This is a genomic window from Microbacterium sp. ARD31, from assembly GCF_031844425.1.
On the sequence record NZ_JAUZVE010000037.1, the window covers coordinates 24,326 to 40,299 of the forward strand.

Annotated in this window: 13 protein-coding genes; 11 read left to right on the forward strand and 2 right to left on the reverse strand. The window is 70.3% G+C overall.

Annotation, left to right across the window (positions count from 1 at the left end):
• Nucleotides 1–25 precede the first annotated feature (25 nt).
• From otsA to Q9S36_RS39660, 7 genes are all read left to right on the forward strand, one after another.
• Complete coding sequence (gene otsA, locus Q9S36_RS39630) at nucleotides 26–1,456, forward strand: alpha,alpha-trehalose-phosphate synthase (UDP-forming) (RefSeq protein ID WP_311290249.1); 1,431 nt, start codon at nucleotides 26–28, stop codon at nucleotides 1,454–1,456.
• Nucleotides 1,453–2,235, forward strand: coding sequence for a trehalose-phosphatase (gene otsB / locus Q9S36_RS39635; RefSeq protein ID WP_311290250.1), 783 nt, complete (start codon nucleotides 1,453–1,455; stop codon nucleotides 2,233–2,235). The genes otsA and otsB overlap by 4 nt, the downstream gene beginning before the upstream one ends.
• A 9-nt stretch (nucleotides 2,236–2,244) precedes the next feature.
• Complete coding sequence (gene ilvD, locus Q9S36_RS39640; protein ID WP_311290251.1) at nucleotides 2,245–3,951, forward strand: dihydroxy-acid dehydratase; 1,707 nt, start codon at nucleotides 2,245–2,247, stop codon at nucleotides 3,949–3,951.
• A gap of 45 nt (nucleotides 3,952–3,996) precedes the next feature.
• Nucleotides 3,997–5,805 (forward strand): acetolactate synthase large subunit, encoded by a 1,809-nt coding sequence (locus tag Q9S36_RS39645; protein WP_251450119.1) that lies wholly within the window; start codon nucleotides 3,997–3,999, stop codon nucleotides 5,803–5,805.
• A gap of 4 nt (nucleotides 5,806–5,809) precedes the next feature.
• On the forward strand, nucleotides 5,810–6,319 hold the full coding sequence (gene ilvN, locus Q9S36_RS39650) for an acetolactate synthase small subunit (RefSeq protein WP_311290252.1): 510 nt from the start codon (nucleotides 5,810–5,812) through the stop codon (nucleotides 6,317–6,319).
• Between the two features lie 24 nt (nucleotides 6,320–6,343).
• Complete coding sequence (ilvC, locus tag Q9S36_RS39655; protein ID WP_311290253.1) at nucleotides 6,344–7,414, forward strand: ketol-acid reductoisomerase; 1,071 nt, start codon at nucleotides 6,344–6,346, stop codon at nucleotides 7,412–7,414.
• Between the two features lie 184 nt (nucleotides 7,415–7,598).
• The gene (locus Q9S36_RS39660) at nucleotides 7,599–7,946 is read left to right on the forward strand and encodes a hypothetical protein (protein WP_311290254.1); all 348 of its coding nucleotides are present in this window, start codon (nucleotides 7,599–7,601) and stop codon (nucleotides 7,944–7,946) included.
• 39 nt (nucleotides 7,947–7,985) lie between these two features.
• Here Q9S36_RS39660 and Q9S36_RS39665 read toward each other — a convergent pair whose 3' ends face one another.
• Nucleotides 7,986–12,143 (reverse strand): AfsR/SARP family transcriptional regulator, encoded by a 4,158-nt coding sequence (locus Q9S36_RS39665; protein ID WP_311290255.1) that lies wholly within the window; start codon nucleotides 12,141–12,143, stop codon nucleotides 7,986–7,988.
• Nucleotides 12,144–12,295: 152 nt separating this feature from the next.
• Between Q9S36_RS39665 and Q9S36_RS39670 the strand changes: the two genes are divergently transcribed.
• The 4 genes from Q9S36_RS39670 (at nucleotide 12,296) to serA (ending at nucleotide 15,338) form a co-directional block, all read left to right on the forward strand.
• Nucleotides 12,296–12,670: a hypothetical protein gene (locus tag Q9S36_RS39670; RefSeq protein ID WP_311290256.1), complete on the forward strand. Its 375-nt coding sequence runs from the start codon at nucleotides 12,296–12,298 to the stop codon at nucleotides 12,668–12,670.
• A gap of 36 nt (nucleotides 12,671–12,706) precedes the next feature.
• Nucleotides 12,707–13,237, forward strand: a complete 531-nt coding sequence (locus Q9S36_RS39675) for a DNA polymerase III subunit gamma/tau (RefSeq protein WP_311290257.1) — start codon at nucleotides 12,707–12,709, stop codon at nucleotides 13,235–13,237.
• Nucleotides 13,234–13,605, forward strand: coding sequence for a bacitracin resistance protein (locus Q9S36_RS39680; protein ID WP_311290258.1), 372 nt, complete (start codon nucleotides 13,234–13,236; stop codon nucleotides 13,603–13,605). The genes Q9S36_RS39675 and Q9S36_RS39680 overlap by 4 nt, the downstream gene beginning before the upstream one ends.
• Before the next feature lie 128 nt (nucleotides 13,606–13,733).
• Nucleotides 13,734–15,338, forward strand: coding sequence for a phosphoglycerate dehydrogenase (gene serA, locus Q9S36_RS39685; protein ID WP_251450106.1), 1,605 nt, complete (start codon nucleotides 13,734–13,736; stop codon nucleotides 15,336–15,338).
• 21 nt (nucleotides 15,339–15,359) lie between these two features.
• On the opposite strand, the gene Q9S36_RS39690 is transcribed toward serA, so the two are convergent.
• The gene (locus Q9S36_RS39690) at nucleotides 15,360–15,905 is read right to left on the reverse strand and encodes a TetR/AcrR family transcriptional regulator (protein WP_251450104.1); all 546 of its coding nucleotides are present in this window, start codon (nucleotides 15,903–15,905) and stop codon (nucleotides 15,360–15,362) included.
• Nucleotides 15,906–15,974 lie beyond the last annotated feature (69 nt).

Below are 15,974 nucleotides of genomic sequence, written 5' to 3' on the forward strand. Positions count from 1 at the left end.
AAAGACCACGGAACCGGGAGGCCTCGTGACCCAGGCAGATTTCGTCGTCGTCGCCAATCGACTGCCCGTCGACCACGTGACGCACGCATCAGGAGAGGACGGCTGGCGACGATCGCCCGGCGGACTCGTGACCGCGCTCGAGCCGGTGATGCGCGACACCGAGGGCGCGTGGGTCGGCTGGGCGGGGCGCGCCGACCTCGACGTCGAGCCCTTCGAGTTCGAGGGCACGTACCTCGTCCCCATCCGGCTCAGCGCGGAGGAGGTCGAGAACTACTACGAGGGCTTCTCCAACGACACCATCTGGCCCCTGTACCACGACGTGATCGCCGCCCCCCGCTACCGCCGCGTGTGGTGGGAGAGCTATGTGCAGGTCAACCGGCGCTTCGCCGAAGCCGCAGCCGACGCCGCCGCCGACGGCGGAACGGTGTGGGTGCAGGACTACCAGCTGCAGCTGGTGCCGCAGATGCTGCGCGACCTGCGCCCCGACCTCACCATCGGGTACTTCCATCACATTCCCTTCCCTGCATACGGTCTGTACTCGCAGCTTCCGTGGCGTCGTCAGGTGCTCGACGGGCTGCTCGGTGCCGACGTCATCGGTTTCCAGCGTGTCGCGGATGCCGGCAACTTCGCCCGCGCGGTGCGACGGGTCCACCACTACAACACCAAGGCCACCGGCATCACGGTGCCGCAGGCCGACGGCACGAGCCGGTCGGCCCTGGCGAAGGCCTTCCCCATCTCGATCGATGCCGAGAGCTATGTGGAGCTCGCGCGGCGCCCCGACATCCAAGCCCGCGCCGCCGAGATCCGCGAGAGCCTGGGCAACCCGAAGAAGATCCTGCTCGGGGTGGACCGCCTGGACTACACCAAGGGCATCCGTCACCGGATCAAGGCGTTCGGCGAACTGCTCGAGGACGGCCGCATCAACGTCGGCGACGTGACCCTCGTCCAGGTGGCCAGCCCCAGTCGTGAGCGCGTCGAGTCGTACGTGACGCTCCGGGACGAGATCGAGCTGTTGGTCGGCCGCATCAACGGCGAGTTCGACACGATGGATCACACCGCCATCCGCTACCTGCACCAGTCCTATCCGCGCGAAGAGATGGTGGCGCTCTATCTCGCCGCGGACGTCATGCTCGTCACGGCCCTCCGCGACGGCATGAACCTCGTCGCTAAGGAGTACGTGGCGGCGCGCAGCGACAACCGCGGGGTGCTCGTGCTCAGCGAGTTCGCCGGCGCGGCCGACGAGCTGGCGAGTGCGGTGCGCATCAACCCCCACGACATCGGGGGCATGAAGGACGCCATCGTGCGCGCGATCGAGATGCCCACCGCCGAGCAGGGACGCCGCATGCGGGCGCTGCGCCGCAAGGTGCTCGAGAACGACGTCGCCAAGTGGTCGCAGTCCTTCCTCGACGCGCTTGAGGTCGCCCGGCGTTCCAAGCGTGCGCAGGTGTCAGCGTGAGCCCCGAGACGGCGGCCGCGCTCACCGCGGTCGCGCGGGCTCCGCGTCTGCTCGTCGCCCTCGATTTCGACGGCACCCTGTCACCACTCGAGGACGAGCCGATGCAGGCGCGGATGCTGCCCGCCGCACGCGCCGCGGTCGAGGCTCTCACCAAGGCCCCCGGCACCGTGGTCGCGCTCGTGTCGGGCCGGAGCCTGCACGACCTGCGCGAGATCGCCGAGCACCACGACGACTCCGCCGTCTATCTCGCCGGATCCCACGGCGCCGAGGTGTGGGTGCCCGGCAGCGGTCCCGTCGAGGTGGCCGACGACGCCGAGCATCTGGCCCTGCGAGATCGCCTGCGCGCACGGGCGGAGGAGGCGACCTCCGGCATGTCGGGGGTGTGGATCGAGCCCAAGACCTTCGGCTTCGGCGTGCACACCCGCACCGCGGACGCCGCGACCGCGGCCGCCGCCAACGCGGCGGCCGATCGCATCGTCACCGCCGAGGCTCCCCACTGGCGCCGCCGCACCGGCCACAACATCGTGGAGTACGCCTTCCGCCACGAAGGCAAGGACACCGCCGTCGCCGAGCTGCGAGAGCTCACCGCGGCCGACGCCGTCCTCTTCGCCGGCGACGACGTGACGGACGAGGACGCGCTGCGCAGCCTCGGACCCGGAGATCTCGGAGTGCACGTCGGCGATCGGGAAACGGCTGCCGCGGTGCGCGTCGCCGACATCCCCGCCTTCGCCGATCTGTTGATGACGCTCGCGGATGAGCGGGGCCACCGACGGGAATAGACTTCGAGAATGCCCCAGCCGGATAACTCCATCGACATCAAACCGCGCAGTCGCGTCATCACCGACGGCATCGAGGCCACCACGTCGCGGGGCATGCTCCGCGGCGTAGGGATGGGCGACGACGACTGGGACAAGCCGCAGATCGGCATCGCGTCCAGCTGGAACGAGATCACGCCCTGCAACCTGAGCCTCGACCGACTGGCACAGGGTGCGAAGGAAGGCGTCCATTCCGGCGGGGGGTATCCGCTGCAATTCGGCACGATCTCGGTCTCGGACGGGATCTCGATGGGGCACGAGGGGATGCACTTCTCGCTCGTGTCGCGGGAGGTCATCGCCGACTCGGTCGAGACGGTCGTCATGGCGGAACGGCTCGACGGCACGGTCCTCCTCGCGGGCTGCGACAAGTCCATCCCCGGGATGCTGATGGCATCGGCCCGCCTCGACCTGTCGAGCGTCTTCCTCTACGCCGGATCCATCGCCCCCGGCTGGGTGAAGCTCAGCGACGGCACGTCGAAGGAGATCACGATCGTCGACTCGTTCGAGGGCGTCGGCGCGTGTCTCGCCGGTCGCATGAGCGAGGAGGATCTCAAGCGCATCGAGTGCGCGTTCGCGCCGGGCGAGGGCGCCTGCGGCGGCATGTACACCGCGAACACCATGGCCTCGGTCGCCGAGGCGCTGGGTCTGAGCCTTCCCGGGTCGGCTGCGCCGCCGTCGGCGGACCGCCGACGCGACTACTTCGCCCACCGATCCGGCGAGGCGGTCATCAACCTGCTCCGCCTGGGCATCACCACGCGCGACATCCTCACGCCCGAGGCGTTCGAGAACGCCATCGCCCTGGCGATGGCGCTCGGCGGCTCCACCAACGTGGTCCTCCACCTGCTGGCGATCGCGCGCGAGGCCGAGATCGAGCTGAACCTGCACGACTTCAACCGCATCGGCGACAAGGTTCCCCACGTGGCGGACATGAAGCCGTTCGGCAAGTACGTGATGAACGACGTCGACAAGCACGGCGGTATCCCGGTGATCATGAAGGCGATGCTCGACGAAGGCCTGCTGCACGGCGACGCGCTCACTGTCACCGGCAAGACCCTCGCCGAGAATCTTCGCGACCTGGACCCCGACCCGGTCGACGGCGACGTCATCCACCGCTTCGACGACCCGATCCACGCCACCGGCGGCATCACGATCCTCCACGGGTCGATCGCCCCCGAGGGCGCCGTGGTGAAGACCGCCGGATTCGACGCCGCGGTGTTCGAAGGACCCGCGCGCGTGTTCGAGCGCGAGCGCGCCGCGATGGACGCGCTCGAGGCCGGTCGGATCCAGGCCGGCGACGTCGTCGTCATCCGGTACGAGGGCCCCAAGGGCGGTCCGGGGATGCGGGAGATGCTCGCCATCACCGCCGCCATCAAGGGCGCGGGCCTCGGAAAAGATGTACTACTGTTGACGGACGGTCGATTCTCAGGCGGCACAACCGGACTGTGCATCGGCCACATAGCACCCGAAGCGGTGGACGCAGGTCCCATCGCCTTCGTGCGCGATGGTGATCTGATACGGGTCGATATCGCGGCTCGCTCTCTCGACCTACTCGTCGACGAGGCAGAGCTGAGTTCCCGCCGCGACGGCTGGGAGCCCCTTCCCCCGCGCTATACCCGTGGCGTCCTTGCCAAGTACTCCCGTCTCGTGCGCTCCGCAGCCCAGGGCGCCGTCACGGGCTGAACCGGCTGCCGACACAGCCCCTCCGAGTCACAGAGGATCGATCCCATGCCCGCCGAATCCGCCACGGCCGTCCCCCGGCCGCCCGCTCCCCGCACCGCTGCCGCGCCCGTGCTCACGGGCGCCCAGGCGGTCGTCCGCTCCCTCGAACTGCTCGGGGTGACCGACGTCTTCGGTCTTCCCGGCGGCGCGATCCTGCCGGTCTACGACCCGCTCATGGACACGTCCGAGATCCGTCACATCCTCGTCCGCCACGAGCAGGGCGCCGGGCATGCCGCCGAGGGCTACGCCGCGGCATCCGGCAAGACGGGCGTCGCGATCGCGACCTCGGGACCGGGCGCGACGAACCTGGTGACGGCGATCGCCGACGCGTACATGGACTCCGTGCCCATCGTCTGCATCACCGGCCAGGTGTTCTCGAACCTCATGGGGACCGACGCCTTCCAGGAGGCCGACATCGTCGGCATCACGATGCCGATCACGAAGCACTCCTTCCTGGTGAAGACGCCCGAAGACATCCCGGGCGCCATCAAGGCGGCGTTCGAGGTGGCCTCGACCGGGCGGCCGGGCCCCGTCCTGGTGGACATCACCAAGGACGCGCAGCAGGCCGAAGCCCCGTTCATCTGGCCGCCGAAGGTCGACCTGCCCGGCTATCGTCCGGTGACCAAGGCGCACGGCAAGCAGATCCTCGCCGCGGCGCAGCTGCTCGCCGAGGCCAAGAAGCCGGTGCTGTACGTGGGCGGCGGAGTGATCCGCGCACACGCGTCGGCCGAGCTGCTGACCCTCGCCGAGACGACCGGTGCGCCGGTGGTGACGACGCTCATGGCGCGCGGCGCGTTCCCCGACTCCCACACGCAGCACCTGGGCATGCCGGGCATGCACGGCACCGTCCCGGCCGTCCTTGCGCTGCAGGAGTCCGACCTCATCGTCGCGCTCGGTGCCCGCTTCGACGACCGCGTCACCGGCAAGGCGGCGCTGTTCGCCCCGAACGCGCAGGTCGTGCACGTCGACATCGACCCGGCCGAGATCTCCAAGATCCGCACCGCCGACGTGCCGATCGTGGGGGATGTCCGCGACGTGCTCGTGGACCTCGATGTGGCGTACCGCGGCGCGCTCGACGGCGCCAAGGCCGATATCGAGGAGTGGTGGTCGTACCTCGACGGGCTGCGGGACGAGTTCCCCCTCGGCTACGCGCCCACCAGCGACGGCCTGCTCTCGCCGCAGTACGTCATCAGCCGCATCGGCGAGCTGACCGGCCCCGAGGGCGTCTACGCCTCGGGAGTGGGCCAGCACCAGATGTGGGCGGCGCAGTTCATCAAGTACGAGCGGCCCAACGCGTGGCTGAACTCCGGCGGGGCCGGCACGATGGGCTACTCGGTGCCCGCCGCGATGGGCGCCAAGGTCGCCGAGCCCGACCGCCACGTGTGGGCGATCGACGGCGACGGATGCTTCCAGATGACCAATCAGGAGCTCGCCACGTGCGCGATCAACAAGATCCCGATCAAGGTCGCGATCATCAACAACTCCTCCCTGGGGATGGTCCGTCAGTGGCAGACGCTGTTCTATGACGGGCGGTACTCGCACACCGACCTCAACACCGGGCACGACACCATCCGCATCCCCGACTTCGTCAAGCTCGCCGAGGCCTACGGATGCCTCGCGATCCGCGTCGAGAAGGAGGAGGACGTGGATGCCGCCATCCGGACGGCGCTCGAGACGAACGACCGCCCCGTGGTGATCGACTTCGTCGTGTCGGCCGATGCGATGGTGTGGCCCATGGTGCCGCAGGGCGTCAGCAACAGCTACGTGCAGTACGCGCGGGATCACGCGCCGGCTTTCGACGAGCAGGAGGACTGAGACCGTGTCGAGTCATGTGCTGAGCCTCCTCGTCGAGGACAAGCCGGGTCTGCTCACCCGCGTGGCGGGCCTGTTCGCCCGGCGCGGCTTCAACATCGAATCCCTCGCCGTGGGCGTGACCGAGGTGCCGGGTCTGTCCCGCATCACGGTCGTCGTCGACGTCGACGAGCTGCCGCTCGAGCAGGTGACGAAGCAGCTGAACAAGCTCGTGAACGTCATCAAGATCGTGGAGCTCGACGCCTCGGCGTCCGTGCAGCGCGAGCACATGCTCGTGAAGGTGCGCGCCGACAACGCCAGTCGTTCGAACGTGCTCGAGGTGGTGAACCTGTTCCGCGCCTCGGTCGTCGACTACGCCCCCGACGCCCTCGTCATCGAGGTGACCGGCGACAAGGGCAAGGTCGAGGCCTTCCTGCGCGCCATCGAGCCCTTCGGCATCAAGGAGCTCGCGCAGTCGGGGCTGCTGGCGATCGGCCGCGGCGGCAAGAGCATCACCGAGCGCGTCCTGCGCGGCTGACCCACCCCGCGGGCGATCCGCCTCGTGTCGCCCGCCCACAGACCGAACCAATCAAGGAGAAACACGAAGATGGCTGAGATCTTCTACGACGACGACGCCGACCTTTCGCTCATCCAGGGCAAGAAGGTCGCGATCGTCGGCTACGGCTCGCAGGGCCACGCCCACGCCCAGAACCTGCGCGACTCGGGCGTGCAGGTCGTCATCGCGCTGAAGGACGGCTCGAACTCGACCGCGAAGGCCGAGGAGGAGGGCTTCGAGGTCAAGAGCGTCGCCGACGCCGCCGAGTGGGCCGACGTCATCATGATCCTCGCGCCGGACCAGCACCAGCGCGGAATCTACAACGACTCCATCAAGGACAAGCTGACCTCGGGCAAGACCCTCGCCTTCGCCCACGGCTTCAACATCCGCTTCGGCTACATCCAGGCGCCCGAGGGTGTGGACGTCATCCTCGTCGCGCCGAAGGCCCCCGGCCACACGGTGCGACGCGAGTACGTCGCCGGTCGCGGCATCCCCGACATCATCGCCGTCGAGCAGGACGCGTCGGGTTCGGCGTGGGACCTGGCGAAGTCGTACGCCAAGGCCATCGGCGGCACCCGTGCCGGCGTCATCAAGACGACGTTCACCGAAGAGACCGAGACCGACCTGTTCGGCGAGCAGGCCGTCCTCTGCGGTGGCGTGTCGCAGCTGATCCAGTACGGCTTCGAGACCCTCACCGAGGCCGGCTACCAGCCGCAGATCGCGTACTTCGAGGTCCTCCACGAGCTCAAGCTCATCGTCGACCTCATGTGGGAGGGCGGCATCGCCAAGCAGCGCTGGTCGGTGTCGGACACCGCCGAGTACGGCGACTACGTCTCGGGTCCTCGCGTCATCGACGCGCACGTCAAGGAGAACATGCAGGCGGTGCTCGCCGACATCCAGTCCGGCGCCTTCGCCAAGCGCTTCATCGACGACCAGGACAACGGCGGCGCCGAGTTCCAGGAGCTGCGCGCCAAGGCGGCCCAGCACCCGATCGAGGAGGTCGGCCGTGACCTGCGCGCGCTGTTCGCGTGGAAGCAGCAGGACGCCGACTACACCGAAGGCAGCGCCGCGCGCTAGCCCGAAGGCCAGCCAGCACACCAGCTCGGCTTCACCGGCCCCCGTCCCCCGCACCCAGGGGACGGGGGCTTTCCCGTGCCCCGGGTGCCGCCCGGCTTCGTTCCGCGCGTATCAACGCGGGCCGTTCGCGCTCTTTGTTCGTGTAGCCGGAATGGGGTCCGGCACTACCCGAAGGAGCAAGACGATGAGCACTACCGCACGCGGAAATCGGGGCCGCCTGGTCTCGATCGTCACCGCGACCATCCTGGCCGGGGTCGCATTCGGCCTCGCCGGATGCCAGACGCCTCGAGCCGAGGTCGTCAGCGATGTCGAGCAGGGAACCGTCCCGGCTGCCGTGCAGATCGAACGGGCCATCCGCGCCGCGGAGGCGCGGTACGAAGGCATGGCCGAGCGCTACGCCGACCGCTCGACCGACGCCGGACAGCCGGTGAGCCCGCACACGGCCGATCGGATGGACCGCACGGGCGTCGAGGAGGACGCGCCGCCGGCACCGCCTCTGGTCGCCGACCGACTGGCGCCGAAGCCGCAGTGAGACCCGAACACGACGCACGCGGACGACGGCGACCCGCCCTCAGGGGCAGGTCGCCGTCGTCCGCGTGTCGTCGAAGTGCGTCCGCCACTCCACCTCGGTCAGTTCGCGCCCGGCGATCTCGCAGGCGGCGGAGGCGTGAACGGCCGGATCGAGATCCCACACGATGACACCCTCGGCCGCGCCGGCGACGAGCAGACGCCCGTCGTGCGAGAGGTGGGCACCCTGGGCGAGTTCGTCGCTGGGCGCGTCGATCGTGTCCGCGAGCTTCACCCGCCCACGCATGCCGTACAGCGCGGCGCGATTGTCCCACCCCACGATCAGCATCGTCCGCTCATCGTCGCTGATCTCCACGGTGTTCCCGCTGCTGAAGGGCTTCGGCAGAGAGGCGATGGGGTCGAGAGTGTCGAGTCCATAGCGCGTCACCGCGGTGTCGGTCACGGCGATGAGGTCGCCGGAGTGGGTGATGACGTTGCCCTCGGTCCCGGCGAGCCCTCGAGCGACGAGCGCGCCGGTGCGCCCGTCGAACACTGCGGTGTGGGTGGTGCGCGGACCGGAGTCGAAATACGTCAGCGCGACGCGTGACGCGTCGGGGGACTGGCTGACCCGATTGTGCACCATCTCGCCCTCGATGTGGGGCACCTCGATGAACGGCCCGGCACGGTGTCCCGTCATCGGGTCGAAGGCGACGAAGAGATCGCTCTGCGGAGCGAACACGAACGCGTGCGGGCCGGGTCGTGCGGGAACCGGGAAGATGTCCTCACCCATCCGCTCGACGATCTCCTGGTCGAGCCGGATCGACGACCCGTCGGTGGTCAGGAACGTGGACCCGCTCTGCTCCGACCAGTTCTCGACCACCGTGGGCGAGACCCACGACAGCCATTCCGCCTCTCGGCCGGTCGCGGCATCCTTCTCGATGTCCCACAGCGAGAACGGCCCACCGGCCAGCGGCTTCGTGATGACGGTGGCCCCGTCGCCGCTGATGCCGCCCACCAGCTGCCTGCCGCGTGCCACCAGCGTTCGCGCCGCGCCCGAACCGTCCAGCGCCCACACGAACGTCGCGCCCGCAGAGGGGGCGTGCAGGAGCAGACCGTCGCCGTCGGAGCGAGGGATCACCTCGCAGGCCTCGTCGACGAGGGTGGCGAACTCGCGCCCCGTGGGCTCGCCCGTCTGCAGGTCCCATTCGGCGACGGTGCCCAGCCGCGAGCAGTAGGCGGTGTCGCGATCGGGGAGCACCGCGACCTTCCAGCACGGGCGGCCGGGGACGGATGCCGCGCGCCACAGCGTCCGCCCGGTTTCGACGTCGATGCGCGCCGCCCCGTCCTGACCGGACGCGAGGACCGTGCCGTCGCCGATCGCGGCGATCGACGCCGAGGAGAGGTCGCCGTCGGTGGTGATCCGCGCCCGCTCGCGCAGATCGGATTCCTCGTACGCGATCAGAGCGCCGGGCGATCCGACGACGACCGAGCCGTCTCCGACCACCGCGACGGAATCGGCCCGTGACGGCGCCCCCATGTGGTCGTCGAAGACACCCGGATCCGAGGCCGCCATCTCGCCGGTGCGGATGTCCACCGACTGCACGTCGAAGGTGACGGGGTTGCCGACGAAGACCCGGGTCCCGTCGGTGCTGAAGACCACGGGGAACGACGTGCGCGCCGGCACCCGCACGCTCGCCAGCTGGCGGCCGGACACCAGGTCGATGAACGTGAAGTGATTGTGGCAGCACAGGCCGGGCTCGTCCTCGGACGCCCACAACGGCGTCTGCACCGCCGCGGATCGACCGTCCGGGCTGACGGCGAGGAAGCGGGGATGGGGCGAAGGGCCGGGGACCGCGACATCGAACGTGCGGCGGACGGCGTCGTCGCGAAGGTCGATCGACCGCATCGTGACACCGGCTTCGCCCTCGGTCACCACGAGCGCGCCGTCCGAGGCGGGCTCGGCCGCCACCACCGCCGGGTGCGGGTGCTCGATCCGCCTGATCAGGCCGTCGGCGGCCATCATGATCCCCAGCAGGGCCGAGCGCACCCGATCGTCGTCGGGCCACCGGCGGTAGGCCTCGACGGCGAGCAGCGCGGCGAGATCGCGGTCGGACGAGCGCAGCGCCAGCGAGGACGCCGTCAGGGCCTCGATGCGGGCCGACTCGCCCGCGGCCCGAGCCTCCTCTCCGCGGATCGCCGCAACGCCGCCCGCGATGAGCACCGCGACCAGCAGCGTGGCGACGCCGCCCAGCGCGAGGCGCAGCGTGCGGTTGCGGGCCCGCTCACGGTGCGCGCGGTGGCGGAGATCGTCGAGCTCGGCTCGCTGCCGCGCGTCCGAGGCGTCGAGGAACGCGAGTTCACGCGGGGTCAGATCCCGAGGCGACGCCTGTCTCAACTCGAGCGCGGCAGTGAGGTGCGCCCCGCGCAGCAGGTCGTCGTCGTCTTCGCCGTCCGCCTCCCAGGCCGCGGCCGCGCTCTCGACACCGCGGAGGACGCGCATCCGGTCGCGATCCTCGTCGAGCCAGCGGTCCAGGCGAGGCCATGCGCGGGCGACCGCTTCGTGGGTGACCATGACCGAGGTGCCGTCGACGGTCAGCAGCCGCGCGCGTGCGAGCCTCTCGATCACACGGCGACGATCGGTGTCCGCCAGAAACGGCGCCGCGGTCACGCGACGGCGCGTCGACGAACCGTCCTCGCCGCGGTCGATCAGGCGGGTCATGACCGATCTGCAGACCGTCTGCTCGTCCTCGGGGAGAGATCGATACACCTCCTCCGCGGACTGCGCGATCGCTCCGGCGATGCCCCCCGAGTCTTCATAGCCCGCCACCGTGAGGGTGTCGCCTTCTCTGCGGATCCAGGTCTCGCGCATCGCGTGGGAGAAATGGGGCAGTGTCGAGGCGCGATCGCCCAGATCGCGAAGGGCGAGTTCGGTCAGGCCGGGCTCGAGCCGCAGTCCCGCTCGGCGTGCCGGCTGCTCGACGGCCTCGCGGGCGCCCGCCGGGGTCAGCGGCCCGAGCAGATGGATGTGCTCGCCGATCGCATCGCCGATGCCGGGCAGGGTGCGAAGCGCGTCGAGCGCGTCGGAGCGCGCCGTGATCAGCAGCATCCCGCCGTCGGCGACGAACACCCTCGCCGCTTCATCGAACCGGGCGCGTTCGCCGTCGTCCATTCCGAGCAGCTCCTCGGCCTGATCGACGATGAGCGCGCCCGCCTTCGCCGCCGCCGCGCGCAGCGTTGCCGCCACGTCGCGACCCGGCGACACCACCTCGCACGCGATCCCGCTCTCGGACAGCCTCGGGATCACGCCGGCGAAGGCGAGCGAGCTCTTGCCCGTCCCGGACGGTCCCGCCAGAGCGAGGATCCTTCCTCGCCTCAGCCGCTCGACGACCGCGTCCGCGTCGCGCTCCCGGCCGAAGAAGAGCTCCGCCTCGTCGGTGCCGTAGGCCCGCAGCCCCGGATACGGACATTCCGAGCTGGCCGTCCGCTCCACGTGCGGTGCCTCGAGCGACGGATCCTGACGGAGCATCGCCGTCTCGAGGGACTGCAGCCGGGCGCCCGGCTCGATCCCGAGCTCGTCGGCGAGACGCTCGCGCGCAGCGCGGACCGTCGCGAGCGCTTCAGCCTGGCGATCGGCGCGATAGGTTGCCAGCGCGAGGATCGCCCATCGGTCCTCGCGGAGGGGCGCATCCCTCACGAGCCGCTCGGCTTCGGGGATGAGCGTGCGATGCTCTCCGAGCCGGAGCCGGGCCTCGAGGAGCTCCTCTTCGGCGCTCGCGCGGATCTCGGTCAAACGGCGGGCCTCGCCGATGCCGGCATCCCACGCGGCGATCTCGGGAAGCGGCGTCCCGCGCCACAGCCCCAGCGCGCGCGTGTACGCGTCGACCGCGCGTCCGTCATCGCCGCGCAGGCCGTGTGTGCGCGCCGCCTCGACGAGCCGTTCGAACTGCACCGCGTCGATCGACGCGGGGTCCAGCCCGAGCCGGTACTCCGTGCCGACCGTTTCGATCGACTCGGGGCCCAGCACCCGACGGATGCGCGCCACACTGTTGCGGACCTGCTGCTGCCAGGTCGCCGGCGGGTCTTCGCCCCAGCACGCCTCGGCGAGCTGCGCGGGTGCGAGCGACGCGCTCCGCCGCGCGACGAGCGCGGCGAGCAGGGTCCGCTCGCGAGGTCCGAGAGTGCCCTGCCCGATGTCCAGCGCCCCCAGAACGCGGATGGTCATGAGGGAAGTGTGGGCACGCGCCGGTCGGGCGTCAATACCCCTCGCCGCGCGCGGATATCCGCCGGATATCGCGGGAGCCGGTGGCGGGTATCGGCCCGGTGGAACGTGAAGTCACCAGGCCCCGGCCCCGGGGCCGCCGAGAAGGAGTCATCATGTCCACCACCACCCTTTCGATCCGCCTCGCCGCGATCCTGTCGGGCGCGATCCTCGCGCTGACGCTCGCCGGTTGCCAAACCGCGCAGAGCGCCGCGGGCGACGAACCCGCGACGCGGTCCGACGGCGGTCGCATCTCGGTCCCCGTCCCGGCCCCGCCCGGCGTGGACACGCGCCGGCCGGCCGACCGGCTCGAGGCCATGGACCTGCGCCAGGGCTACATCACCCGCGACGACATCTCGCGTCCGGCCGATCGCCTCGCCGGCGAACGGGGCACAGGCGTGTCGGCCGCGGTTCCCGGATGCCGGCAGCACATCGTCCTCCAGGGTCCCCAGGGGCGGGATCGGGTCCTGTGCCTGACCACGGGGCGCTGATCACCTCGCCCCGCCGGTCGGCGCTACGCTGGCGGGGTGAGTCGTGATCGCGAAGAGGACGCCTTCCGCTGGGAGGGCGACGGCGACCCGACCCTCGATGCGCCGACGTCCGAGCCCGCGGCCCCGGCCGACTCGCCGCGAGTCGCGGATCTTCCGGCGGGGTTCACCGCCGTCGGTCGCGGCAGCGAGGACGCGGCGGGCACCGCCGCCATCGACCGCGAACCAGCGGTCGAGGGCGACGTCGCCGCTCGTGACGAGACCCCGGCGGCGCCTCTCGGCAACGCCATGCTCATCGCCCTCGGAGTGCTCGGGGGCGTGTACGCGCTGTGGGTGATCGGCTGGATCATCGGCGGCCTCCGGCTCCAGGGCGCCGCGCAGTACCTGGTGGCTGATGTCATGTTCCAGGGCAGCTTCTGGCTGGCGGTGCTGGCTGCGCCGATCTGGTTCGCCACGACGTTCCTCCTCACGCGAGGCTCCCGCGCGTGGGTACGTCTGGTGTGGCTGATCGCGGGCGTGGTGCTCCTGGTCCCGTGGCCCTTCGTGATGATGGGGACGGTGGGACAGTGACCGAGCCGACCGTCGACCCCGCACCCCGCGGTACCCGGCACCGCACGCCGACGTGGCTCATCGCCGCGATCACCGGCATCCTGGGCCTGTTCTACGCGTACGCGGTCTGGAACGCGATCGGCAATCTCACCGAGACGCTCAGCGTCGCCGGCGACCTGGGGCTCACCCTCAACGCGCTCGGCTGGTTCCTCTGGATCTTCGCCGCGGTCTTCCCGATCATCGTGTGGTCCGCGGCCTTCGCCCTCGGCTACCGTCGGCCGCCGCATCACCTGCTCCTGGTGATGGTCGCGGGGCTCGCGCTCGTGGCGGTGTTCTGGCTCGACGTGGTCTCCTACGCGACGCTCAACACCACGGCTCTCATCGGCTGACTCCGCGCGTCACACGGTCCGGCGCCCCGTGCGCGCCGCGATAGGCTGACGGAGGCCTCGCCCCATGACGCGCGGCGGGTCGTCCCCTCTGCAGCGCGCGGTCGCGCACCGTCCCGAAGGAAGCACCCGTGACGAAGCCTGTCGTTCTCATCGCCGAAGAGCTCTCCCCAGCCACGATCGACGCCCTTGGCCCCGACTTCGACGTCCGTCACGTCGACGGAACGGACCGACCCGCGCTGCTGTCATCCCTGGCCGAGGCCCACGCGGTGCTCATCCGCTCGGCGACCAAGATCGACGCCGAGGCGATCGCCGCGGCGCCGGTGCTCAAGGTCGTCGCCCGCGCCGGTGTGGGACTGGACAACGTCGACATCAAGACCGCCACGACCGCCGGCGTCATGGTCGTCAACGCCCCGACGTCGAACATCATCTCGGCGGCGGAACTCACCGTCGGGCACATCCTGAGCCTGGCCCGCCGCATCCCCGCAGCCCATGCGTCGCTGGCCGACGGCCAGTGGAAGCGCAGCGCCTACACCGGCACCGAGCTGTTCGAGAAGACGGTCGGCATCATCGGTCTGGGTCGCATCGGCGCGCTCATCGCGGCGCGCCTGCAGGCGTTCGACATGCGCGTGGTCGCATACGACCCGTATGTCACCAGTGCACGGGCCCAGCAGCTGGGCGTGCAGCTGCTCGGACTGGACGAGCTGCTCGAGCAGAGCGACTTCGTCACCATCCACATGCCGAAGACGCCCGAGACCACGGGGATGATCGGGGCGGAGCAGTTCCGCATCATGAAGCCGAGCGCTTTCGTGGTGAACGTGGCACGCGGCGGCCTCATCGATGAAGAGGCGCTGCGCGACGCGCTCGTCGCCGGAGAGATCGCCGGGGCGGGTCTCGACGTGTTCACCAGCGAGCCCCCGGCCGAGGGCGGCACCGCTCAGGCGCTGCTGGACCTCCCCAACGTCGTCGTCACGCCGCACCTGGGCGCCTCGACGGAAGAGGCGCAGGAGAAGGCGGGCGTGTCGGTCGCCAACTCGGTGCGCCTGGCACTGGGCGGCGACCTCGTGCCCGACGCGGTCAACGTCGCCGGCGGCGTCATCGACCCGTACGTGCGTCCCGGCATCCCGCTGGTCGAGAAGCTGGGCCAGATCTTCGCCGCGCTGGCGCATTCGCCCCTGACGAGCCTCGACGTCGAGGTGCACGGCGAGCTCAACACCTACGACGTCTCGGTGCTGAAGCTCGCGGCCCTCAAGGGCGTGTTCACCAACATCGTGAGCGAGACGGTCTCGTACGTGAACGCTCCGCTGCTGGCCGAGCAGCGCGGCGTCGACGTCCGCCTCATCGTGGACGACGTCAGCGACGAGTACCGCAACGTGATCACCCTCCGCGGCGCGCTGTCGGACGGATCGCAGCTGTCGGTGTCGGGTACGCTCACCGGCACCAAGCAGGTCGAGAAGCTCGTCGGCATCAACGAGTACGCCATCGAGCTGCCGATCGAGAAGCACCACGTCGTGATGCTCTACACCGATCGTCCGGGAATCGTCGCCGTCTACGGGCAGAAGTTCGGCGAGGCCGGGATCAACATCGCCGGCATGCAGATCGCGCGCCAGAACGCCGGGGGACAGGCGCTGTCGGTGCTCACGGTCGACTCGCCCGTGCCGGACGAGCTGCTCGAACAGGTCAGCTCCGCGATCCACGCCGACCTGTTCCGCCAGATCGAGATCACCGAAGGCTGACCCCCGGGTCGACTGCGCGGTTCAGCCGCGTGCGGCCCGCTCCACGAGCGCGATGAGGGTGTCCATCGCCGCGCCCGTGGGCACCACCGCCGGAACGCCGCTTCCGGCGAGCGTGCTGTTGTAGTAGAGCCCGTCGCTGACGAGCATCACGAGGTCGTGTGCGGCATCCCCGTCGACGTGCGGGCGGATGGCGGTGCTCCAGCGCTCCCTGACGTCCCGCAAGGCGGTGACGGCGTGAGCCTGCCCCGCCTGTGCCAGCCGCGACACGGCCACGAGCGCGCGGTCGAGCGGATCGTTCGCCATCGCCGACGAGCGCAGGAAGTACGACACCGGGCCCTCGGGAGCCGACGTGATGGCGGCGATGTCGTCATCGACGAGTGCGCTCAGTCGCTCGATCAAGGCGAGTTCGAGGGCGTCCTTCGTGCCGAAGTGATACAGGAGTCCGCCCTTGCTCACCGCAGCGGCGCGCGCGGTGGCATCCATCGTCGCCGCGCGTTCACCGTCGTCGATGAGGATCGCCTCGAACGCGTCGAGCACCCTGTCGCGGGCGAGGGGAGGGCGGCTCATGTCGTCGATCGTAGCGAGCGGGGGGCGTCGGACTTTGATACTATACCGGCTGGACGGTACAGAAACTGA

Coding starts and splice junctions, on each gene's coding strand:
- ilvD (WP_311290251.1), top strand. CDS start 2,245: ATGCCCCAGCCGGATAACTCCATCGACATCAAACCGCGCAGTCGCGTC.
- Q9S36_RS39660 (WP_311290254.1), top strand. CDS start 7,599: ATGAGCACTACCGCACGCGGAAATCGGGGCCGCCTGGTCTCGATCGTC.
- Q9S36_RS39665 (WP_311290255.1), bottom strand. CDS start 12,143: ATGACCATCCGCGTTCTGGGGGCGCTGGACATCGGGCAGGGCACTCTC.
- Q9S36_RS39645 (WP_251450119.1), top strand. CDS start 3,997: ATGCCCGCCGAATCCGCCACGGCCGTCCCCCGGCCGCCCGCTCCCCGC.
- Q9S36_RS39670 (WP_311290256.1), top strand. CDS start 12,296: ATGTCCACCACCACCCTTTCGATCCGCCTCGCCGCGATCCTGTCGGGC.
- Q9S36_RS39690 (WP_251450104.1), bottom strand. CDS start 15,905: ATGAGCCGCCCTCCCCTCGCCCGCGACAGGGTGCTCGACGCGTTCGAG.